Annotated in this window: 20 protein-coding genes; 12 read left to right on the top strand and 8 right to left on the bottom strand. The window is 65.3% G+C overall.

Features of this window, described 5'->3' with window-relative positions; genetic code table 11:
* The first annotated feature begins 85 nt into the window (after positions 1-85).
* On the top strand, positions 86-1,186 hold the full coding sequence (locus T331_RS19115; protein ID WP_051622230.1) for a GGDEF domain-containing protein: 1,101 nt from the start codon (positions 86-88) through the stop codon (positions 1,184-1,186).
* A gap of 109 nt (positions 1,187-1,295) precedes the next feature.
* Here T331_RS19115 and mutM read toward each other — a convergent pair whose 3' ends face one another.
* Positions 1,296-2,123: a bifunctional DNA-formamidopyrimidine glycosylase/DNA-(apurinic or apyrimidinic site) lyase gene (mutM, locus tag T331_RS0107040; protein ID WP_026439512.1), complete on the bottom strand. Its 828-nt coding sequence runs from the start codon at positions 2,121-2,123 to the stop codon at positions 1,296-1,298.
* A 26-nt stretch (positions 2,124-2,149) separates the two neighbouring features.
* On the opposite strand from mutM, the gene ubiE reads away from it, so the two are divergent.
* The 5 genes from ubiE (at position 2,150) to T331_RS0107015 (ending at position 7,811) form a co-directional block, all read left to right on the top strand.
* The gene (ubiE, locus tag T331_RS0107035) at positions 2,150-2,902 is read left to right on the top strand and encodes a bifunctional demethylmenaquinone methyltransferase/2-methoxy-6-polyprenyl-1,4-benzoquinol methylase UbiE (RefSeq protein ID WP_008493419.1); all 753 of its coding nucleotides are present in this window, start codon (positions 2,150-2,152) and stop codon (positions 2,900-2,902) included.
* A complete protein-coding gene (gene coaBC, locus T331_RS0107030) occupies positions 2,899-4,080 on the top strand; it encodes a bifunctional phosphopantothenoylcysteine decarboxylase/phosphopantothenate--cysteine ligase CoaBC (RefSeq protein ID WP_081822152.1) in 1,182 nt (393 codons plus the stop codon). The genes ubiE and coaBC overlap by 4 nt, the downstream gene beginning before the upstream one ends.
* A complete protein-coding gene (dut, locus tag T331_RS0107025; RefSeq protein WP_026439510.1) occupies positions 4,077-4,529 on the top strand; it encodes a dUTP diphosphatase in 453 nt (150 codons plus the stop codon). Before coaBC ends, dut begins: the two co-directional genes overlap by 4 nt.
* Before the next feature lie 226 nt (positions 4,530-4,755).
* Complete coding sequence (locus T331_RS0107020) at positions 4,756-6,483, top strand: ABC transporter permease (RefSeq protein WP_008493423.1); 1,728 nt, start codon at positions 4,756-4,758, stop codon at positions 6,481-6,483.
* Between the two features lie 5 nt (positions 6,484-6,488).
* Positions 6,489-7,811, top strand: coding sequence for an ABC transporter ATP-binding protein (locus T331_RS0107015; protein WP_026439509.1), 1,323 nt, complete (start codon positions 6,489-6,491; stop codon positions 7,809-7,811).
* 130 nt (positions 7,812-7,941) lie between these two features.
* Here T331_RS0107015 and T331_RS0107010 read toward each other — a convergent pair whose 3' ends face one another.
* Complete coding sequence (locus tag T331_RS0107010) at positions 7,942-8,763, bottom strand: alpha/beta fold hydrolase (protein WP_026439508.1); 822 nt, start codon at positions 8,761-8,763, stop codon at positions 7,942-7,944.
* Positions 8,764-8,879: 116 nt separating this feature from the next.
* Between T331_RS0107010 and T331_RS0107005 the strand changes: the two genes are divergently transcribed.
* Positions 8,880-9,347, top strand: coding sequence for a MarR family winged helix-turn-helix transcriptional regulator (locus tag T331_RS0107005; protein ID WP_008493426.1), 468 nt, complete (start codon positions 8,880-8,882; stop codon positions 9,345-9,347).
* Here the strand turns inward: T331_RS0107005 and trmB are convergent.
* From trmB to dapB, 4 genes are all read right to left on the bottom strand, one after another.
* Entirely contained in the window at positions 9,344-10,012 is a 669-nt protein-coding gene (gene trmB, locus T331_RS0107000; protein ID WP_026439507.1) for a tRNA (guanine(46)-N(7))-methyltransferase TrmB, read from the bottom strand. The genes T331_RS0107005 and trmB overlap by 4 nt on opposite strands.
* Positions 10,013-10,014: 2 nt before the next feature.
* Positions 10,015-10,893: a DMT family transporter gene (locus T331_RS0106995; protein ID WP_026439506.1), complete on the bottom strand. Its 879-nt coding sequence runs from the start codon at positions 10,891-10,893 to the stop codon at positions 10,015-10,017.
* A gap of 114 nt (positions 10,894-11,007) precedes the next feature.
* The gene (gene metK, locus T331_RS0106990; RefSeq protein ID WP_008493429.1) at positions 11,008-12,195 is read right to left on the bottom strand and encodes a methionine adenosyltransferase; all 1,188 of its coding nucleotides are present in this window, start codon (positions 12,193-12,195) and stop codon (positions 11,008-11,010) included.
* A gap of 239 nt (positions 12,196-12,434) precedes the next feature.
* Positions 12,435-13,196, bottom strand: coding sequence for a 4-hydroxy-tetrahydrodipicolinate reductase (dapB, locus tag T331_RS0106985; protein ID WP_035179479.1), 762 nt, complete (start codon positions 13,194-13,196; stop codon positions 12,435-12,437).
* Between the two features lie 156 nt (positions 13,197-13,352).
* Here dapB and T331_RS17645 point away from each other — a divergent pair, with 156 nt between their 5' ends.
* Positions 13,353-14,303: a tetratricopeptide repeat protein gene (locus T331_RS17645; protein WP_155992636.1), complete on the top strand. Its 951-nt coding sequence runs from the start codon at positions 13,353-13,355 to the stop codon at positions 14,301-14,303.
* 1 nt (position 14,304) lies between these two features.
* A complete protein-coding gene (locus T331_RS19110; protein ID WP_051622228.1) occupies positions 14,305-15,576 on the top strand; it encodes a tetratricopeptide repeat protein in 1,272 nt (423 codons plus the stop codon).
* A 163-nt stretch (positions 15,577-15,739) separates the two neighbouring features.
* On the opposite strand, the gene T331_RS0106970 is transcribed toward T331_RS19110, so the two are convergent.
* Positions 15,740-17,374, bottom strand: coding sequence for an electron transfer flavoprotein-ubiquinone oxidoreductase (locus T331_RS0106970; RefSeq protein WP_026439504.1), 1,635 nt, complete (start codon positions 17,372-17,374; stop codon positions 15,740-15,742).
* Between the two features lie 112 nt (positions 17,375-17,486).
* Between T331_RS0106970 and T331_RS0106965 the strand changes: the two genes are divergently transcribed.
* The 3 genes from T331_RS0106965 (at position 17,487) to moaB (ending at position 20,613) form a co-directional block, all read left to right on the top strand.
* Positions 17,487-18,251 carry a uracil-DNA glycosylase gene (locus T331_RS0106965; RefSeq protein WP_051622227.1) on the top strand — a complete coding sequence of 255 codons (765 nt, stop codon included), beginning with the start codon at positions 17,487-17,489 and terminating at the stop codon, positions 18,249-18,251.
* A gap of 422 nt (positions 18,252-18,673) precedes the next feature.
* On the top strand, positions 18,674-20,077 hold the full coding sequence (locus tag T331_RS17635) for a lytic transglycosylase domain-containing protein (protein WP_244876911.1): 1,404 nt from the start codon (positions 18,674-18,676) through the stop codon (positions 20,075-20,077).
* Positions 20,074-20,613: a molybdenum cofactor biosynthesis protein B gene (gene moaB / locus T331_RS0106955; RefSeq protein ID WP_008493437.1), complete on the top strand. Its 540-nt coding sequence runs from the start codon at positions 20,074-20,076 to the stop codon at positions 20,611-20,613. The genes T331_RS17635 and moaB overlap by 4 nt, the downstream gene beginning before the upstream one ends.
* 51 nt (positions 20,614-20,664) lie before the next feature.
* Here the strand turns inward: moaB and T331_RS17630 are convergent, their stop codons facing one another.
* The gene (locus T331_RS17630) at positions 20,665-22,434 is read right to left on the bottom strand and encodes an ABC transporter ATP-binding protein (RefSeq protein ID WP_244876910.1); all 1,770 of its coding nucleotides are present in this window, start codon (positions 22,432-22,434) and stop codon (positions 20,665-20,667) included.
* Positions 22,435-22,519 lie beyond the last annotated feature (85 nt).

Here is a 22,519-nt window from a genome sequence, read left to right as displayed (position 1 = left end):
TAAATTTCCGCGTATCGAACGCGGAAATTTACCATTCATTCACCACCGCCGTCCATCCTGAGACCGCAACAAACAAGGTTGTGGAATGATGGTAGCGACAACGCAGATCCGCCAGCCGCAAGAGCGGCGGGACGGCGCCCCGGTGCCGACAAATCATGACGGCACCCCAATGCCGATTGATCCCCGCGCCACGCTTCTGGCGCAATATGGCTTGAGCGACGACACGCCCGACCCGGCGTTTGACGAGCTGGCCTGCCTGGCCGGCCATATCGGTGAGTGCGCCGCGGCGTTGATCTGTTTCTTCACCGCCGAGGATCAATGGATCAAAGGGCGCTGGGCCCGGCGCAGCGCCGGCTGCCGGCTGCATCCCGCCCCCGCCCGGCTCTATGATATTTCCCTGCACCGGCCCGGCGAGCCGCTGACCGCCCTCGCGACGGAACAGGCCGAGCGGCTCTTCGCGCCGATGAAGCTGAAATTGCAGGCGGCGCTGCCGCTTTGCGCCCCGGATGGCGAGGTGCTGGGCGCCATCCTGCTGGCGGACCGGCAGCCGCTGAAACTGCATCCCCGGCAAAGCCGGGCGCTGAAGCTGCTGGCCGCGCAAATCGTCGAGCAGCTGGAGCTGCGCCGCACCTTGCTGGGGCTGTCGCAGGCCAATGGCTGGCTGGCGCAGCAGGCGGTCACGGATTTTCTCACCGCCACCCCCAACCGCCGCGCGCTGGATAAGCGCCTGGACATGGAAATCGCCCGCGCCGGGCGCACCGGGGATCCGCTTTGCCTGCTGCTGTTGGATATCGACCATTTCAAGGCGGTGAATGATGAGTTTGGCCACCAGGCCGGGGATACCACCTTGCAGGAGGTGGCGCGCATCTTGCAGGCCGGGCTGCGGCCTTATGATTTCCTGGCCCGCTATGGCGGGGAGGAATTCGCGGTGCTGCTGCCCGCCACCAATCTGGCGGATGCGCTGGTGGTGGCCGAGCGGCTGCGCGCCACCATCGCCGGTACCGGCTTCACCTATGGCCGGCTGACCATCTCCCTCGGCGTCTCCCGGCTGGACCCCGCCTCCGGCGCCCAGGCCTTGATGATGGCCGCGGATAACGGGCTCTACCGCGCCAAGGCGGCGGGGCGAAACCGGGTGCTGGTCGGCAAGCTCAACCCGGACGACCCGTCAGGCTCGGCCCGGTTGTAGAGCAACATCCGATCAAACGGACTCGTTTGATCGGATAAAGTTGATCGCTCGCACAAAAAGCTAGAGCGTATTCCCTGCACCAACGGGAATGGAATACGCTCTAGCCGCCTCAGCGCTGGGTTTTGGCGCAGTAGAAGGTAGAGCGGCCGGATTGGGTGATCTGGCTGATGCCGCCGCAGGCCGGCAGGCCGGGGCAGTGTTCGCAGGGCTCGCCGGCACGGCCATAGACCTTCCAGCCATGCTGGAAATAGCCAAGCTCGCCGCTCGGCTGCACATAATCGCGCAAAGATGAGCCGCCAGCGGCAATCGCCTCAATCAGCGTCGCCCGCACCTGCTCGGCCAGCTTGTCCATACGCGGCCGGGAAATCTTGCCCGCCGCGCGGGTGGGGGAGATACCGGCACGGAACAGAGCCTCGCTGGCGTAGATATTGCCGATGCCCGCCACCACTTTCTGGTCCAGCAGAAACGCCTTGATCGGCGCGCTGCGGCCCTTGGCCAGCCCGGCCATGTAGGCCCCGGAGAATTCATTGCCCAGCGGCTCCGGGCCCATTCCGGCCAGCAGCCTGTGGCTGTCCTCATCCATTGTGCGCACAAGATCCAGCGCCCCGAAGCGCCGCGGATCGACAAAGCCGACGCGCCCGCCCGCTTCCGTCTCGATGGTCAGATGCTCATGCAGCGCCTCCTGCCTGTCCAGCAGCATCCGGCCGGACATGCCGAGATGGATCAGCACCGACCAGCCATTATCGAGGCGCATCAGCATGAACTTGCCCCGCCGCCGGAAGCCCAGCACCAGTGCCCCGGTGAGCAGGCGCGGCAGCTCTGGCGGCACCGGCCAGCGTATATCGGCGCGGCGCAGAATGGCGTGGGAAATGCGCCGTCCGGTCAGATGACCGTCCAGACCGCGCATCACGGTTTCGACCTCGGGGAGTTCCGGCATGGCAAAACGAGGCTATATAGGCGCTCATGACCCAGAACAATGCCGACGACATCGCCGATTTCGGTTTCCGCTCCGTCCCGCGTGAGGAGAAGAGCACGCTGGTGCGTGAAGTGTTCGATTCCGTGGCGGGCAAATACGACATCATGAACGATCTGATGTCGCTTGGCATCCACCGGCTCTGGAAGCGCGAATTCCTCACCGCCCTGGACCCGCGCCCCTATCACAAGCTGCTGGACCTGGCGGCGGGCACCGGGGACATCACCTTTGGCTGGCTCAAGCGCGGCGGCGGCCCGGTGGTGATGTCGGACATCAACGAATCGATGCTCAATGTCGGGCGTGACCGCGCCACCGCCAACGGCCATCTGGCCGATATCGAATTCCTGGTGACCGATGCCGAGGCGATCAAGCTGCCGGATTCGAGCTTTGACCGCATCTCCATGGCCTTTGGCCTGCGCAACTGCACCAACAAGGACAAGGTGATCGCCGAGGCGCAGCGCCTGCTGCGGCCGGGCGGGCGCTTCATGGTGCTGGAATTCTCCCAGCTGCAGATCGCCGGGCTGGAGAAGCTCTATGATGCCTGGTCCTTCCAGGCGCTGCCGAAAATCGGCGGCATCATCGCCAAGGATAGTGCCAGCTACCAATATCTGGCCGAGAGCATCCGCATGTTCCCCAAGCAGGAGGAGCTGAAGCGCATGTTCGAGGCGGCCGGGTTTGAGCGCGTCACCTACCGCAATCTCTCCGGCGGCATCGCGGCGATCCATGCCGGCTGGAAGCTGTGAAACGCATCCTGCTCATCGTCTCGGGCGGGATCGCCGCCTATAAGGCGCTGGAGCTGGTGCGGCTGGCCAGCAAGGCCGGGCTGGGGGTGACGGCGGTGCTGACCAAGGCGGGGGCTGAGTTCGTCACCCCGCTTTCCTTGCAGGCGCTAACCGGCGAGAAGATTTATCAGGATCTGTTTTCGCTGACCGATGACAGCGAGATGGGTCATATCGAGCTCTCCCGCGCCGCCGATCTGGTGGTGGTGGCCCCGGCCAGCGCGGATATCCTCGCCAAAATGACCGCCGGGCTGGCGGATGATCTGGCCAGCACCTTGCTGCTCGCCACGGATAAGCGCGTGCTCGTCGCCCCGGCGATGAATGTGCGCATGTGGCAGCACCCGGCCACCGAAACCAACATCGCGACGCTGAAAGCGCGCGGCGTGCTGGTGGTGGAACCCGATGAAGGCCCGATGGCCTGCGGCGAATACGGTCCCGGCCGGCTGGCGGAACCGCCGGTGATCCTCGCCGCCATCCTGGCCGCGCTGCAGGACGGCCCTTTGAAGGGCAAGCACGCCATCGTCACCTCCGGCCCGACCCATGAACCGATCGACCCGGTGCGCTATATCGCCAACCGCTCCTCCGGCAAGCAGGGCCATGCCATCGCGCAGGCGCTGGCGGCGTTGGGGGCGCGGGTGACGCTGATCTCCGGCCCGGTGGCGCTGCCGGACCCGTTCGGGGTGGAGCTGGTGAAGGTGGAAACCGCCCGGCAGATGCAGGCGGCGGTGCAGGCTGCTTTGCCGGCGGATATCGCCGTGTGCGCGGCCGCCGTCGGCGATTGGCGGCCGCAGACCGAGGCGGAGCAAAAACTGAAAAAGGACGGCTCGGGTGCCACCGCGCTGAGCCTGACCGAAAACCCGGATATTCTCGCCGGGCTGTCCGCCCCCTCGCCCACCCGCCCGAAGCTCGTCATCGGCTTCGCGGCGGAGACCGAGAGGCTGGCCGAACATGCCGCCGCCAAGCGCGCCCGCAAAGGCTGTGACTGGCTGGTGGCGAATAATGTCGGCGGCACCGGCATCATGGGCGGGGATGAGAACGAGGTGCTGCTGCTGACCGCGGATGGCGCAGAGCCCTGGGTCAGGATGAACAAGCAAGCGGTCGCCGAAAAACTCGCCGCGAAGATTGGAGCCCATTTCGAATGAATGAAGTGACCGTGAGCATCAAGCGCCTCGCCCATGGCGAGGGGCTGGAACTGCCCGCCTATGCCACCAAGGGGGCGGCGGGCATGGATCTGCTGGCGGCGGTGAGCGCGCCGTTGAGCATTCCGCCGGGCGGGCGCGCTTTGATCCCCACCGGCTTCAGCATCGCTTTGCCGCCCGGCTATGAGCTGCAGATCCGCCCGCGCTCCGGCCTGGCTTTGAAGAACGGCATCACCTTGCCGAACAGCCCCGGCACCATCGATGAGGATTATCGCGGTGAGGTCGGTGTCATCGTGCTGAACATGGGCGATGCGGCCTTTGAGGTGACACGCGGCATGCGCATCGCCCAGACGGTGCTGGCGCCGGTGGTGCGCGTGGCGTGGGCCGAAGTGGCGGAGCTGGACGAAACCGCCCGCGGCGCTGGCGGCTTCGGCTCCACAGGAACCAAATAACCCCAAGATAAAGTTGCAAAAATTTTTTGGGGCTCGACCCTTTTTTGCAAAAAAGGGTCGAAAACACGTGGGAATGTTTTTGAAAAAACACCCCCACACCCCCCAAAAACTTTTGCTCTTGTGGGGCCTGCGGCTTGTCACCAAAGCGCAATGCTTTCCATAGGTGACAAAGTGCTGTCACATGGCTAAGGGGGCTTAACTCCTCAACCCGAAGCCAGGCGGCCTGATGAAGAATTACACCCCTCCTGCCCTGGCTGGGCATCGCATGCCGAACCGCTTCGACGGCGCGGCCATGCTGATGGTCATGGGGCTGCTGATCGCGCTGGTCGAGGTCGGGCGCAGCACCATCGCCACCCCGATCGCGCAGATCCAGAACACGCCGATCCATCTGGACCCGGCCTGGCTGCCCTATTACGCGCTGCGCTCCACCGCGCGCATGTTCGCGGCCTTGTTCTTCTCGCTGGTCTTCACCTTCACCTACGCCACGCTGGCGGCGAAATCCCGCCGCGCCGGCCAGGTGCTGATCCCGATCCTGGATATTCTGCAGTCCGTGCCGATCCTGGGCTTCCTCACCTTCACCACCGTGTTCTTCCTGCATCTCTTCCCCGGCCAGGTGATGGGGGCGGAGCTGGCCTCGGTGTTCGTGATCTTCACCAGCCAGGCCTGGAACATGGCCTTCAGCTTCTACCAGTCCCTGACCACCCTGCCGGCGGATCTGCAGGAAGCCTCGCGCTCCTTCCGCCTCTCCCCCTGGCAGCGTTTCTGGAAGCTGGACGTGCCGTTCGCCATGCCCGGGCTGGTCTGGAACACCATGCTCTCAATGTCCGGCGGCTGGTTCTTCGTCGTCGCCTCCGAGGCGGTGACGGTCGGCAATACCCAGTTCACCCTGCCCGGCATCGGCTCCTATGTGGCGGTGGCGCTGGCGAAGGAGGATCTGCACGCGATCATCTACGCCATCATCGCCATGCTGGTGGTGATTTTGCTGTATGACCAGCTGATCTTCCGCCCGCTGGTGGCCTGGTCCGGCAAGTTCCGCTTCGAGACCACGGCCGCCGTCTCCGGCCCTGAACCCTGGATGCTGAAGCTGCTGCGCCGCACCGCTTTGTTCCGGGCCATCGGCGAGGTCATCGGCGGGGCCTTCGGGCGGGTGTTCCGGCTGCGCCTCTCTCTGCGCCAGCCCGGCCAGGTGGATGAAACCAGCGAGCCCTCGCGCATCGTCGACGGCATCTGGTATCTGCTGATCGCCGCCATCGCGGTCTATGCCGCCTGGCAGATCGTCGCCTATGTCTCCGGCACGCTGCATTGGCGCGATCTCGGCACGGCGCTGCTGATGGGCATCTATACCGCCATCCGCGTCGCGGTGCTGATGGCGATCGCCTCGCTGGTCTGGGTGCCGATCGGCGTGTGGCTCGGGTTGCGGCCGAAGGCGACGCGCATCGCCCAGCCGGTGGCGCAGTTCCTCGCCGCCTTCCCGGCCAATCTGCTGTTCCCGCCTTTCGTGCTGTTCATCGTGATGTTCCATCTGAACGCTGATATCTGGCTCACACCTTTGATGCTGATCGGCACGCAATGGTATCTGCTGTTCAACGTCATCGCCGGTGCCGCCGCCTTTCCGGGAGACATGAAGGAGGCGGTGGCCAATTTCAACATTCACGGCCTGCTCTGGTGGCGCAAGGTGATGATCCCTGGCATCCTGCCTTATTACATCACCGGGGCGATCACCGCTTCCGGCGGCGCCTGGAATGCCTCCATCGTCGCCGAGGTGGCGAGCTGGGGCACCCACACCCTCACCGCCCACGGGCTGGGCGCCTATATCGCCCAGGCCACCAATAATGGCGACACGCCGCGCGTCGTGCTCGGCGTGGTGGTGATGTCCTGCTTCGTCATTCTCTTCAACCGCATCCTCTGGCGGCCGCTTTATGCCTACGCCGTCCGCCGCACCACGCTGGGGTAAACGCCATGGACCAGACCAACATCCCGCTCGTCTCCGTGCGCAATTGCCGGCAGGCCTACCATAAGGAGGCCAGCGCCGATCTGGTGGTGCTGGATGATGTCGATCTCACCCTGCATGAAGGCGAGATCGTGGCGCTGCTGGGCCGTTCCGGCTCGGGCAAATCGACGCTGCTGCGCATTGTCGCCGGGCTTTTGAAGCCGACCTCCGGCGAGGTGAACTGGCGCGGCAAGCCGCTCACCGGCCCCGCCCCCGGTGTCGCCATGGTGTTCCAGAGCTTCGCGCTGTTTCCCTGGCTGACCGTGCAGGAGAATGTCGAGCTTGGGCTGGAAGCGCTGCGGGTGAAGAAGGATGACCGCGAGGAGCGCTCCGAAGAGGCGATCGATCTGATCGGGCTGGGCGGCTATGACGGCGCCTACCCGAAAGAGCTCTCCGGCGGCATGCGCCAGCGCGTCGGCCTGGCCCGCGCCTTGGTCGTGCATCCCGATCTGCTGCTGATGGATGAGCCCTTCTCGGCGCTGGACGTGCTGACCGCCGAGACGCTGCGCACCGACCTCATCGATCTCTGGATGGACGGCAAGCTGCCGGTGAAATCCATTTTGATCGTGACGCATAATATCGAGGAGGCGGTGCTGATGGCGGATCGCATCCTGGTGTTCTCCTCCAATCCGGGCCGCGTCGCGCATGAGCTGAAAGTGCCCTTCGCGCATCCGCGCAACCGCTTCGACCCCGCCTTCCGCGAGATGGTGGACGACATCTACGGCATCATGACCCGCCGCAAGGCGCCGGAAGTGCACACCGCCGCCGCCGCCGCACCCAACCCGTTCGCGCATGTGCTGCATCCGGTCGGCACCAACCTTATCGCCGGTCTGCTGGAGACGTTGAAGAGCGAGCCTTATAATGGCCGCGCCGATCTTCCCGCTTTGGCCGCCGCCTTGCAATTCGAGGTTGATGAGCTGCTGCCGCTGGGCGAGACGCTGAGCATGCTGGGCTTCGCGGTGCTGGAGGAAGGCGACATCATCATCACCGAAACCGGCCGGCGCTTCGCCGATGCGGAGACGGAGGACCGCAAGGAGATCTTCGCCGAGGCGCTGCGCACGCATGTGCCGCTGATCGGCGCCATTCGCGGGGTGATCGACCAGCGCTCCAACCACCGCGCCGCCGCGGTGCGTTTCCGCGACCAGCTGGAGGATCACATGTCTCCGGAATATGCGGAAGAGACGCTGCGCACGGTGATTTCCTGGGGCCGCTACGCGGAAATCTTCGAATATGACGAAGAGGCGCAGCAATTCGGCCTTGAGGAAGAGGACGAAGAAGAAACCGAGGATTAAGAGCAAAAGTTTTTGGTGCCGCTTTTTTCAAAAAGCGGCGAAAAACGTTTGGGGTTTTGGCAGCCTCGTTACCAACACCCCAGACGTTTCGTGGCCCTTTTTGAAAAAACGGCCACACCCCAAAAACTTTTTATTTTTGAATAAATTTCAGCAAATCTTCGTTGAAAGCCTCCGCCTGGATCTGCGCCAAGCCGTGGCTGCCGCCGGCATAGATCTTCAGCTCCGCGCCTTTGACAAAATTCACGCTGCGCAGCGCGGAATTGCCGATCGGCACGATCTGGTCGTCATCGCCATGCGCGATCAGCGTCGGCACGTCGATCGCCTTCAGATCCTCGGTGAAATCCGTCTCGGAGAATTGCTTGATGCAATCGAGCAGCGCCTTGATCCCGCCCTGCATCCCCGCCAGCCAGAACGCCTCGCGCACGCCTTGCGAAACCTGCGCGCCCTCGCGGTTGGCGTTGTAGAACGGGATGGTCAGATCCTTGAAGAATTGTGAGCGGTCGCGGCGCACGCCGGCGCGGATGCCGTCAAACACCTCCATCGGCACACCCTCGGGATTGGCCGCGCCCTTCAGCATCACCGGCGGCACCGCGCCGAGCAGCACGGCCTTGGCCACGCGCTTGGTGCCATGCCGGCCGATATAGCGCGCCACCTCACCGCCGCCAGTGGAATGGCCGACATGGATGGCCTCCTTCAGATCCAGCGCCGCGGTCAGCGCCGCCAGGTCGTCGGCATAGGTGTCCATGTCATTGCCGGTCCAGGTCTGTTCGGAACGGCCATGGCCACGCCGGTCATGCGCGATCACGCGGTAGCCGCGCTCGCCGAGGAAATTCATCTGCGCATCCCAGGCATCGGCACTCAGCGGCCAGCCATGGCTGAACACCACCGGCTGCCCCTTGCCCCAATCCTTGTAGAAAATCTGCGTGCCATCTTTAGCGGTGATCATGCTCATTTAAGTATCTCCATCTTATACGTCACGATTAAGTCGTGCACGACTGTTTATCAGGCGCTATTTCACAAGTCAATCGTGCACGATATAATCAGCGAAGTTTTTTTGGAGATCCCGCCATGGACGGTGGACAACAAGGCCAACCGGGCTTCAGCGCCCGTCTCGATGATTTTCTCTGCTTCTCGATCTACGCGGCCGAGCATGCCTTCAGCCGCGCCTATAAGCCGCTTCTGGCCGAGATCGGCCTGACCTATCCGCAATATCTGGCGATGACGCTGTTATGGGGGGAGGACGACCAGACCGTCGGCCAGCTCAGCCAGCGCCTGTCGCTGGAATCCAGCACCCTCACCCCGCTCTTGAAGCGGCTGGAGGCGGATGGGCTGCTCTCACGCCATCGCGATACCAAGGATGAGCGCGTGGTGCGGGTGAAGCTGACCCCGGCCGGCGATAAGCTGCGGCAAAAAGCGCAAACCATCCCCGCCTGCATTTTGCAGGCGACGGGGATGAGTCTGGAGGAGCTGGGGGCCTTGCGCGAGCAGATCCTGGCGCTGACCAAGCGGCTGCAAACAGCCGCCGGCGGCGATTAGCGTTTGATCAAGGACCAGTAGACCGGCTTGCGCCCAGCGGCGATGGCCTTTTCCTTGTAGCGCGTATGCGGCCAGCCATCGGGGTGGATATCCACCCGGTTGACCGTGAACAGCTCCTGCCCGGCCAGCACCTCGTCCGTCCAGCCCTGATAGGTCGGATCGTCGGAGGCGATGCGCCATTCCCCGCCCTGGCGCAGCGCCCGGGCAATTGCGGGCACCATGTCCGGATGCACGAAGCGGCGCTTGGCGTGGCGGGCCTTCGGCCAGGGGTCAGGGAACATCAGGAACAGCTTGGAAAGCGCGCCATCCTCGAAGCCGCGCAGCAGCGGGCGGGCATCCTCGGTATAGAGCCGCAGATTGGGCAGCGGGGTGGGATCGCCCGCCCCATCCGGGGCGATGCGCGAGAGCAGCGAGCAGATGCCGTTATCAAACACTTCGGCGGCGATATAGCCGACCTCCGGATTGGCACAGGCCAGCTCATAAGCATGCTCACCGCCGCCAAACCCGACTTCCAGCCAGATCTCGCGCGGGGTGATGGAAAAGGGCGCGGCGGGCCAGGCGGTCTGCGGCAGGAAATGCTCCAGCAGCCATTCCTGGCGGGGGCGCAGCTTCTTGCCGTGGGCGCGGCCATAGAGCCGGTCGGGTTGGGGTTTCAGGGCGGTCATGGTCAGGCTCTTTGCCTGCGCACGAGCGCCACGCCAAGCCCCGCCACCGCCATGCCCACCCAGGCCAAGGCCGGCATCGCCTCGCCCAGCAGCCCCCAGGCCATCAGCCCGGAGACCGGCGGCACCAGATAGAACAGGGCCGAAACCTGCGAGGCGGCGCCAAAGCGCAGCATGGCGATATAAAGCGAGATCGCGATCAGCGAATTGCCGATGACCAGATAGGCCATGCTGGCGATGAAGGGCGTGGTGAGATGCAGGCTGAAATGCAGCAGCGCGAAAGGCAGCGTGGTGACCAGGCCGACCACATATTGCACGATATTCGCCGCCACCGGATGCATGCCGGTGGAAAAGCGCTTCTCATAGAGGGTGGCCGCCACCATGCCGAGCAGCGCGCCGATGGAGAAGATCACCCCCAGCGGCGAAATATGCCCGGTTTCGCCATAGCCGAGAATGGTGATGGCGGCCCCGCAGAAGCCCAGCCCCAGCCCGGCCCAGCCCTTGGCACCGATGCGCTCGCGCACCAGCAAGGGGGCGAGCACGCCGACCAGCAGCGGCTGCAGCGAGACCACCAGCGCCACCACCCCGGCCGAGGTGCCGCGCGCGAAGGCGGCGTAGCACATGCCGAAATAGATGGTCTGGATGCAGAACCCAACCACCGCCACATGCAGCAGGGCGATGCGCCGTTTGGGCAGCGCCGGGCGCAGCCAGAGCGCGACCGGCACCAGCACCGCCAGCGCCAGCGCGTAACGCACCGCCAGGAAGGTGAAGGGGGCGGCGTACTGGATGCCGGTCTTGGAGACCGGAAACCCGGCCGACCACAGCATCAGGAACAGGAACGGTGCGGCGCGCAGCCAGCCCGGCGGGGCGTCTTCGGGGGTCATGGGGCCTCAAAAAGCAAACGGCCCGGGGACAAGCCCCAGGCCAAAAGTCGCAAAAGTTTTTGGGGGTATGGGGGCTTTTTTCAAAAAGCCCCCATTCTTCCCTTAAACCCTTCCTTACCGCCCGAAGGCGCTCTTCAGCGCCGGCACCAGGTCGGTCTTCTCCCAGGTGAAGGTGCCCAGCTCGTCATCCGGGGTGCGGCCGAAATGGCCGAAGGCGGAGGTCGGCACATAGATCGGGCGGTTGAGCTGCAGATGCTCGCGGATGCCGCGCGGGGTGAGGTTGACCAGCTCGCGCAGGGTCTTCGCCACCTTGTCCTCGTCGACATCCTTGCCGGTGCCGTGCAGATCGACATAGAGCGAGAGCGGCTGGCTCACACCGATGGCGTAGGAAAGCTGCAAAGTGCAGCGCTCGGCGAGGCCGGCGGCAACGACGTTCTTCGCCAGATAGCGCGAGACGTAAGCGGCGGAGCGGTCAACCTTCGTCGGGTCCTTGCCGGAGAAGGCGCCGCCGCCATGCGGGGCCGCGCCGCCATAGGTGTCGACGATGATCTTGCGCCCGGTCAGGCCGCAATCGCCATCCGGGCCACCGATCTCGAAGATGCCGGTCGGGTTGACGTAGAATTCCTTCTCCTCCGGCATCCAGCCCTCAGGCAGCGCCGCCTTGACGATCGGGCGGAGCATCTCCTTGACCATCTCCGGGCTGTAGCCCGGCTCATGCTGGATGGAGACAACCACGGAGGTGGCGCCCACCGGCTTGCCGTCGACATATTTCAGCGTCACCTGGCTCTTGGCATCCGGCAGCAGGCCCTTCACCTGGCTGTCGGCGGCGCGGCGCAGCTCGGAGATGCGGCGCAGGATCAGGTGGGAGTAATAGATCGGGGCCGGCATCAGCGCCTTGGTCTCGGAGCTGGCATAGCCGAACATGATGCCCTGGTCGCCCGCCCCCTCATCCTTGTTGCCGGCGGCATCCACGCCAACCGCGATATGCGCGGACTGGGCGTGCAGATGCACGGAGATCTCGGCATTCTTCCAGGAGAACCCCTCCTGGTCATAGCCGATATCATGCACCGCCAGGCGGGCGAGATGCGCCAGATATTCCTTGGTGATATTGTCCGGCCCGCGCACTTCGCCGGCCAGGATGATGCGGTTGGTGGTCACCAGCGTTTCGCAGGCCACGCGCGCGTAAGGGTCGGCCGCCAGATAGGCGTCGACGACGGTATCGGAAATCCGGTCGGCAACCTTGTCCGGATGACCCTCAGAGACGGACTCAGAGGTGAACAGAAACTCTCCGCGATCGCGCATGTAAAACCCCCGTATGACTTGGTGTTGCAGACCGGTCAGTCGGCAACGGCGGGGTCCGGATGGCGCATCGGGCGGCTGGGGTCAATATGCCATGCCGGCGCTGCCCTCGGCGCTTTTGCCGCATCGCGCCATCCGCCCGCACCGCATGTGCGCGGCGCTTTCGCAAAACCCGGAAAAGCGGGCGGGATTTTTGGAAAATCCCAGCCGCCGGAGAAAATTCCGGCCTTTGGCTAAACTGTCTAAAGTTTCAAGAAATCCTTCATGCCATACAGCCCTGCCGGCTGCGCATGCACCCAGAGCGCCGCACGCACCGCGCCGGAGGCGAAGACCTTGCGGTCGAAGGCATGGTGGGTGAGGCTGATCTGCTCATCCCCGGCGGTGAAGCTCAGCGTGTGCGAGCCGATGATCTGGCCGCCGCGCAAGGTCGCGAAGCCGATCTCACCATCCTGGCGCGGGCCGGTATGGCCATCGCGGCCGGAGGCGATGACATCCGCCAGCGCCACGCCGCGCCCGGCCGCCACCGCATGGCCGATGGCCAGGGCCGTGCCGGAGGGCGCATCCACCTTCTGGCGGTGATGCATCTCGAGGATCTCGGCGTCATACTGGCTGGCGGGCAGCGCATGGCCGAGCTTTTCCGCCAGCAGCAGCAGCAGATTGACGCCGGTGCAGAAATTCGCGGAGGCGATCACCGGGATCGTCTTCGCCGCCGCCGCGATCGCCGCCTCGTCCGCCTGATTGTAGCCGGTGGTGCCCAGCACCCAGGGGGTCTCGGTCTGCGCCAGGGCCTTGGCGTGGTCCTGCACCGTGCTGGCATGGGTGAAATCGATCACCACGTCCGACTCCCGCGCCAGCGCGGTGATGTCGGCGAAATGCGAGGCGCCCGGCGGGGCCATGCCGGAGCGGCTGGTGCCACCGGAGAGGGTGGCGGCGGCAGCGGCCTCCTGCGCCAGATAGATCCCCATGCGGCCGGAAATACCGGCGATGCCAATGCGTATGCTCATGGCGTTTGCATAGCCGGTTCCCGCCCAAATAAAAATCGCGGGAAACACGCAGATTTGTTGCGCCCTAAGATTGTCGAATGCTGGCGGTTTCGGATAGAACAAACATTGTCGCTTAAATTCAGGCTTTTACGAATGACGCCGGGAGAGTTTCCAAGAATGGGTTCGAAGACGAGACCAATCCCGGCTAGCGCAGCATTCCTGGCCTTTTTTGGCCTCTCCGCCTGTGCCGTGCCGCCTGCCCAGCCGCCCGCCCCCCCCCCGGTGGCCGCCGCGCCGCAGCCTGTGCCCGACGCCACCGCCATCGTGCCGCCGGCCCCGAACCCGAACGCCTCGCCATCCAACGCCGCCGGCTCCGCCGACGCGCTGGCCGCGATGGGCGATGCCTATTACACCGGCCATGGCGTGCCGCAGGATTACGCCACCGCCGCCAGCTGGTATGGCCGCGCCGCACCTCTGGGCAATGAGGATGCGCAATATCGCCTGGCGGTGATGTACCAGACTGGCACCGGCGTGGCTGCCGATGCCCAGGCCGCCGATTACTGGTTCGCCAAGGCCGCCGATCAGGGCAATCCCGATGCCGCGCTGGCACTCGGCAACGCCTATACCAACGGCACCGGCGTGCCCAAGGACGATGCCAAGGCCAGCGAATGGTTCACCAAGGCCGCCGATGCCGGCAATGCCGAGGCGCAGAACAGCCTGGGCTATAATTACAATGCCGGGCTGGGCGTGAAGCAGGATTACACCAAGGCGGCGCAATATTTCACCGAAGCCGCGCAGCAGGGCAATGTAAAGGCGCAGTTCAATCTCGGCAATTACTACGCCCATGGCTATGGCGTGCCGCAGAGCGATGTTCTGGCCGCACAATGGTGGCAGAAAGCCGCCGAACGCAACAATGCCGACGCCCAGGACGCGCTCGGCAACGCCTATGCCTATGGCGCCGGCGTGCCGGCCAACCCGGGCAAGGCCGCCTATTGGTGGCAGCGCGCCGCCGCGCAAGGCAACAAGCAAGCCCAGTTCAGCCTGAGCCAGGCTCTCTCGACAGGGAGCGGAGTGAAACGCGATGCACAGAAATCTGCCTACTGGTTGCTGCTCGCCACGGCGCCCTAATTTGCTGCGCCTGGGCCTGGCCGCCGCTTCCTGCCTGATGCTTGGCGCCTGTGCGACGCCGCGGCAGACCAGCCAGTTCGCCCCAGGCAATGACACGCTCAACATCGCCGATGCCGCCATCGCCGGCGGCAACCCGCAGATGGCGCTGAAAATCGCGCAATCCACCCTGGCGCAGAACCCGCACGATGTGCAGGCACTCTATCACGAGGGCGCGGCCTATTACGCGATGGATCGCTGCGAGGATTCCATCGCCGCTTACAGGCTGGCGCTGGGGCAGAACCCGCATTCCTCCGAAGCCCAGACCGGGATCGGACGCTGCCTGATCCGCCGCAACGCGCCGGAGGCGGAGCGCGCCTTCGCCGCCGCGGTGGCGGATGACCCGCAAAATGCCAACGCGCAGAGCGATCTCGGTGTGGCCCGGGCGCTGAGCGGCAATGCCGCCGGGGCGGTGGCGCCGTTGCAGCAGGCGCTGCTGCTCGCCCCTGGGAACATCGCCACCGAGGTCAATCTCGGCATGGCGCTGGCGCTGTCCGGCAACAGCGCCGATGCGCTGCAATATCTGGGGCCGCTGGCGATCTCCGATAACGCCACCCCGAAAATCCGCGCCGATTATGCGCTGGCTTTGGTCGGCAGCGGCCGGGCGGAGGAGGCGCGGCAGGTGCTGGCCAATGATCTCTCGCCGGATCAAGCGCGAAGCGCGGTTGCCGCCTATCAGCAATTGCTGAACGCCCCGACCGGCCAGGCCAGCCTGGCACCGGCCGACCAGACCGCCGCCCTGGCCCCCGCCGCGCCGCCGCAGATATCCCCGCAGACGGCGCCGGTGCCGCAGACCGTGGCGCTGCCGGTTCCCGCGCCAGCGCCGCGCCCGCTCCGCCCCGCCGCCCCGAACCCGCCGGCGACGATCATCGCCCAGGCGCCCAGCGCCTCAATCACCCACGCGCCCAGCGCCACCATCAACCAGGCGCCCGTTGCCGTGCCGGAAACACCGGTCATCACCCCGGCCGTCGCCCGCTTCCCGGCCGGCAGCCTGCCCTGGGCCCGGCCGGCCGCGACCGAGGTGGCGGAGCCGGTGACGCCCCCCGCCGCCCCGGCCAAACCGAAAACCGTGCATAAGCCGGAGCATCATCATCAGCAGGTGGCGCATCGGGTGACGCACCGTGCCGCGCCGCGTGCCAGACCACATGCCAGGCCAGAAAAGCACGCCCCTGCCCCGGTGATGTCGTCCAGCGGCGCGATGCCGGAGCTGGCACCTGGCACCGAGATTTTGCGGTAAAGCAATCATCGCCTGATCTGCACTGGAAGGTTCAAATCAGGCATTCGAAATTGCCCGCAAAGAGAAAACTGCAGGTATAAGTGGGGGGCGATGGCGCCTTCGCCGTCGCCCCCATGTCTCGCCGCGATCCTGATCCAGGCGAGGCGGCGCCATACGCCTTGGCTTACATGCCCCCCGGATAGTTCGGCCCGCCCCCGCCTTCCGGCACCACCCAGTTGATATTCTGGGTCGGGTCCTTGATGTCGCAGGTTTTGCAATGCACGCAGTTCTGCGCGTTGATCTGCAGCTGCGGCGCATTCGCCTCCACGCCGACGATCTCATACACCCCCGCCGGGCAATAACGCGTCTCCGGGCTGGCATATTCATTGTAATTGACGCTGATCGCCTCCGCCGGATCCAGCAGGGTCAGATGCGCCGGCTGGTTTTCCTCATGATTGGTGTTGGAGAGAAACACCGAGGAAAGACGATCGAAGGTCAGCTTGCCATCGGGCTTGGGGTAGTCGATCGGCGTGCAATCCTTGGCCTTTTTCAGCTGGCTGTAATCGGCATGGTTCTTCAGCGTCCAGGGCGCCTTGCCCTTGAACACATAGGTTTCCAGCGCCGCATTGATCAGCCCGCCATACAGCCCGAACTTGGCGAAACCCGGGCGGATATTGCGCACCTGGTGCAGCTCCGGCCACACCCAGCTCGCTTCCAGCTTCTGCGGGTAGGCGCTCAGCGTATCCGGCTTGTCCGCCGCGAAGGCTTCCACGATCGCTTCCGCCGCGACCATGCCGGATTTCATCGCCGTATGCGTTCCCTTGATCTTCGGCACATTCAGCGTCCCCGCCGCACAGCCGATCATCACCCCGCCGGGGAACGCCAGCTTCGGCAGCGACTGGAAGCCGCCTTCATTGATCGCGCGCGCGCCATAGGAAATCCGCTTGGCGCCTTCAAAGGTCGGCGCGATCGCCGGATGGGTCTTGAAGCGCTGGAATTCCTGGAAGGGCGAGAGATAGGGATTCTTGTAGTCCAGCCCAATGACAAACCCGACCGCGACCAGATTCTCACCAAAATGATAGAGGAAGGAGCCGCCATAGGTGGCATTGTCCAGCGGCCAGCCGATGGAATGCCGGGTCAGGCCCTTGCGGAATTTTTCCGGCTTCACCTCCCACAATTCCTTGATCCCCAGCCCGTAGGTCTGCGGGTCCACGCCCTCGCGAAGATTGAAGCTCTTCTCAAGCTGTTTGCTCAGCGAGCCGCGGCAGCCCTCGGCGAAAACCGTGTAGGTGGCGCGCAGCTCCATGCCGCGGGCATAATTGTCAGTCGGCTCACCATCCTTGCCGATGCCCATATCCCCGGTGGCGACACCGACGACGCGGCCATTCTCGATCAGCGTCTCGGCGGCGGCGAAACCGGGATAGATCTCCACCCCCAGCTCCTCGGCCTGCTGGCCCAGCCAGCGCACCACATTGCCGAGCGAGACGATGTAATTGCCCTCATTATGCATCTGCGGCGGGGTCGGCAGCTTGCGCGCCCCGTCCGGGGTCAGCATCAGGAATTCATCCGCGCTCACCGGCGTTGCCAGCGGGATCAACCCGGGATCGACATCCGGGATCAGCTCCTTCAGCGCACGCGGCTCCAGCACCGCGCCGGAGAGGATATGCGCGCCGATCTCGGAGCCCTTCTCGACGACGCAGACGGACATCTCGGGGTTGAGCTGTTTCAGCCGGATCGCGCAGGACAGACCGCCAGGGCCAGCCCCCACGACCACCACATCGAATTCCATAGCCTCACGCGGCAGCGCCTCGTCCGACATGATCGCGTCCTTTTTTGTAAATCAGTTCCGCCCGTCTACTGAAAAATCTACCGGCGAGTAAAGGGGCAGACAAGGGTGGCGGGCCAGGCGTCCCCAAGATAATGAATTGGACATGGAGTTGCTTGAGGCGCTGAGGCTGCAATGGGAGTGGGGGGCGGATGAGGCGTTGCTGGACGCCCCGCAGATCCGCGCCCACGCCGCCGCGCCCGCCCCCCTGCCCCAGCGCCGCCCGCCGCGCCCCGCCACCGCCGCCCCGCTGCTGGCCGGTCCGGAGGATGCCGCGCGCCTCGCCGCCGGCTGCGACAGCCTGGAGGCGCTGGAAGAGGCGATGCGCGGCTTCGCCGGCTGCGCCCTGCGCGAGACCGCCACCCAGCTGGTCTTCGCCGATGGCGCGCCCGATGCCCGGCTGATCCTGATCGGCGAAGCTCCGGGGGCGGAGGAGGACCGTATCGGCCGCCCCTTCGTCGGCGCCGCCGGGCAGCTGTTGGACAAGATGCTGGGCTCGATCGGGCTGGACCGCACCCAGGTGCGGATCATCAACGCCGTGCCCTGGCGGCCGCCGGGCAACCGCACCCCGACCGAATCGGAAATCGCGCTCTGCCTGCCCTTCCTGCACCGGCAGATCGCGTTGATCGCCCCGTCCCTGCTGTTCACCCTGGGCGCGGTGGCGGCAAAAGCCATGCTCGGCCCGCAGGCGCAGGCCGGAATCACCCGGCTTCGCGGCAAATGGCAGCAAGTGAGCATCGAGGGCCTGCCCGCGCCGCTGCGACTCCTGCCCAGCTATCACCCGGCCTATCTGCTGCGCACCCCCATCGCCAAACGCGCCGCCTGGCACGACCTTCTGAGCCTGCGAGACCAGCTTCAGACGCATAACTGATCCCCGTTTATTAACAAGCTGCTCTGGCAACGATCTCTGGAAAACCAATGGCGAGTATGGCAAAAATGTGGTGAAACGGTGGGGCTGCCTTAATTGAGCGGTCCGTCCTCGCGTTTAAGGCTTGCGTCACCCTTTCTTCATGTGTACCTCCCTCGCTCATGCGAGGAGCCATCAAAACGCTCTCCCGCCTGAACGTGACGCGCGCGGCGCTTGCTGGCGTGTCCGTTTTTGCTTTCACCTGTGCGTTGCATGCGCAGGCGTTCGCGAAGTCCTCTGATTTGGGACAAGGCCAGGGATCGACGACGCCCCCCACACAGCCGGCAGCCGGCACCGACGGGGAATCTGTAGCTTATGCCGTGCCGCGAAACACGCCTCCGGGCGGGGTCGAGGTGGCATTGCCGCAACCGCTTTCCCCCAGCGATGTGGCTTTTTATCAACGCGCCCTCTCTTTGCAGAAGGCGGGGGATTTCGCCGCGTCCGACAAGATGCTGGCGCGTGTGGCCGATGACGGGCTGGTCGGCACGGTGCTGGCCATCCGCTATCTCAGCAGCAACTACATCACCAAGCCGGCCGAACTGACCGCCTGGTGGGCGAAATACAGCCACGGCCCGGACGCTCCGGCGATCTACGGGCTGATGCAGCATAAGCTGGCGCGCGCGGCGCTGCCGGCCGAACCGCATCTGGCCCTGCTGCCCGAGCAAACCCTCACCGCCGGCGCCGCCGCAAGGCCGGCTCTGGCCCCGGATGCGGCCAGCTGGCGCCGTGGCTTCGAGGCCGGGCTCTCCGCCTGGAAGGCCAACCATATCCAGGCCGCCGCCGATAATTTCCGCAAGACCGCCGGCTTGTCCGGTATTTCGGACGATGACCGCGCCGCCAGCGCCTTCTGGGCCGCCCGCGCGGCGCTGCGCCTGCAGCAGCCGGACCAGTATCTGGACTGGCTGCACCAGGCGAGCTGGAGCGCCGACACGTTCTACGGCATGCTGGCCGGACGGCTGCTCGGCCAGGGCTTCGGCCCCACCGGCATCTCCGCGACGCTGACCGAAGCCGACGCCACCGCCGTCGATTCGCTGCCGGACGGGCATCTCGCCTTCGAGCTGCTGCAGCTCGGCCTCAACGACCAGGCCGAGACCGCCCTACGCGCCCTCTGGCCGCAGATGCAGGCCACGCCCGGCCTCAGCCGCTCCGTGATGGCCGTGGCGGCGCGGGCGGGCATGGTGGATGTTACCATCGCCATCGCCAGCACCATGCCGAGCCCGGTGGACGAGATCGCCGGCGCCCGGCTGCCGCTGCCCGCCATGCACCCGCAAGGCGGCTTCAGCGTCGATCCGGCGCTGATCTACGCCCTCGCCCGCACCGAATCCGGCTTTGACGCGCACGCCACCTCGCCGGTGGGGGCGCGCGGGCTGATGCAGCTGATGCCGCAGACCGCCGCCACCATGCGCGCCGCCGAAGGCGTGACCGGCTCGATCAACGATCCCTCCGCCAATCTCGCGCTGGGCCAGGCCTATCTGAAATATCTCGGCAGCCAGCCGGGGATCCAGGATAATCTGCTGGCCATCCTCGCCAGCTATAATGCCGGGCCGGGCGCGGCATCGGCCTGGTACAGCGCGATCAAGGATGATTCGGACCCGCTTTTGTTCATCGAGACCATCCCGAACGACCAGACCCGCCGCTTCGTGCGCCAGGTGCTGGCCGATAGCTGGCTCTATTCGGAAGAGATCGGGCTGAAGCCGCGCAGCCTCAACGTGCTGGCGGAGGGTGATTTCCCGACGCTGCAGGATTTCAGCCCGGCCCCGCAAGCGGTGCAGACCGCCGACGCGCAATGAGCCGCATCGACGAAAGCCGGGCCTTCCTGCCGGTGCGCATCGCCATCGCCACGATTTCGGACACCCGCACCGCCGAAAACGACACTTCCGGCGACGCTCTGGCGGCACGGGTGACGGCGGCCGGCCACGAGCTGGCGGCCCGCGCCATCATCAAGGATGATGCCGGGCTGATCGAGACGGCGCTGCGCGGCTGGATCGCGGATCCGGCGGTGGATGTCGTCATCACCACCGGCGGCACCGGTGTCACCGGCCGGGATGTCACCCCGGAAGCCTTCGAGCGCGTGCTGGAGAAAAAGATCGAGGGCTTCGGCGAGCTGTTTCGCATGCTCTCCTACGCCAAGATCGGCACCTCCACGATGCAGTCCCGCGCCCTGGGCGGGGTGGCCAACGGCACCTACCTCTTCGCCCTGCCCGGCTCCACCGGGGCGGTGAAGGATGGCTGGGACGATATTCTGCGCTTCCAGCTGGATTCACGGCACCGGCCCTGCAATCTGGTCGAGCTGATGCCCCGGCTGAAAGAACATTTCAAAGCCTGACCCTGAAAGCCGCCTCGTGCGGCTTTGCTTTTCGCGATCGGTGCCCGGGCTTCAAGCCGCCTGCAATTGCAGCGCCAACATGTCCCGGTAGGGGCCAGGGCGGCTGGCCAGATCGTCCGGCGCGCCCTGATCCAGGATCACCCCCTCCTGCATCACCACAATCCGGTCGAAATCCCGCAAGGTGGAGAGCCTGTGCGCCACGGCGATGACGGTGCGCCCCTGCGCCAGCCGGGCCAGGGCCATCTGCACCGTCGCCTCGGATTCCGAATCCAGCGCCGAGGTTGCCTCATCCAGCAGCAGAATCGGGCTGTCGCGCAGAAAGGCGCGGGCGATGGCCAGGCGCTGGCGCTGGCCGCCGGAAAGCCGCAGGCCGCGCTCACCCACCATCGTCTCATAGCCATCGGGCAGCGCGTCGATGAAATCCTCCGCATAGGCGGCGCGGGCGGCGGCGCGCACTTCCGCCACACTCGCCTCCGGCTTGCCGTAGCGGATATTCTCCAGCACCGAGCGATGGAACATCTGCACATCCTGCGAGACCACCGAAATCGCCCCGGCCAGGCTCAGCTTTTTCAAGGCGGCGACATTGCGGCCATCCACCAAAATTTCGCCGCTGGACGGGTCATATTGGCGCTGCAGCAGCGCCAGCAGACTGGATTTGCCGGAGCCCGATTTGCCCACCAGCCCGACATGCTCGCCGGCCTTGATCTCCAGATCGATGCCGCGCAGCACCGGCGCCGCCTCGCCATAGCCGAAGCTGACATTGCGGAAACTCACCGCCCCGCGCGGTGCCTCCAGCTCGGCCGCACTGGCCGGCTCGGGCATGTCATGCGGGATCAGCAGCGCCCGCAGCGCCTCAGCCAGCCGCGCCCAATCCTGGACCATATCCACCAGCGCCACCGCGAGGTCGCGGGTGCCGTGCAGAACGGTAAAGCCCAGGCTGACCACCAGCACCACGTCACCGGCACTGGCCAACCCCGCCTGCCAGCGGGCGATGACCCAATAGAGCAGCCCGGCGGTGAGCACCGCCGTGCTCACCGCATGGGCAAGACGGATTTTTTCCAAATAGCGCAGGCTACGCTGGCGGGCCTGCATCTCGCCGCCCACCTCGCGCTCGAACTGCCGCGCCTCGCGCAGCGTGGCGCCAAAAGCCCGCACCACGCCAGCATTATTGATCACATCCACAATCTGGCCATCCACCGCGGCGGCGGCCTCGGCGTAATCGCTGTTGAGATGCCGGCCTTTCCAGGCCATGCGCCCCAGCACCGCGCCGAGGGACAGGGAAACTGCAATCAAGGCCAGCCCCATGGCGGGGACGACAAAGCCGATCATGATCACCGAGCCCAGCACCGCGATCAAAGGCGGCAGCACATTCCAGGTGATCACGCTCTCGATGCGAAACACCGCATTGCCGGTGGCGGAAATCCGCCCGGCCAACATGCCCGCGCGCCGGCTGACGAAGAATCCGGTGGAATGGCCGAGCACGTGGTTGAACAGGAATTTTCTTAAATCTCCCGTGACATCCACGAAAGTTTTCGCGGAGACCCAGCCGCCCAGGCGCCAGGAAAGATTATCCACCGCGATCAGCCCGGCCAGAGCCGCAAACGCACCCCATACCGCCTGGGTCTGATGCCGCGCCATCACATCGACCAGATTTTTCACCGCATATTGCGAGGCCACGGAACAGCCGACACCGGCAAGGACCGAGGCCAGCACAACAAGATGCGCAAACGAGTGGCGCGAGACCGCGCGCAGCAAAAAGCGCCCTGGCTGCCGCTCCTTGGGCGTTAAAAAATCTTTATGATTTTCCTTCATCTGATTCATGGCTTCCGACATATGCCAGCAGATTGTGCCTTATTGATGACACATCAAGCTGGATTATGCGCTGCAGCATTTCTCCATTGCCGAA

The organism is Acidocella facilis ATCC 35904 (assembly GCF_000687875.1).
In the GTDB taxonomy this organism is placed as follows: Bacteria; Pseudomonadota; Alphaproteobacteria; order Acetobacterales; family Acetobacteraceae; genus Acidocella; species Acidocella facilis.
The sequence above is the reverse complement of the archived record's forward strand: the minus strand, read 5'-3'. Positions and strand labels throughout refer to the sequence as shown.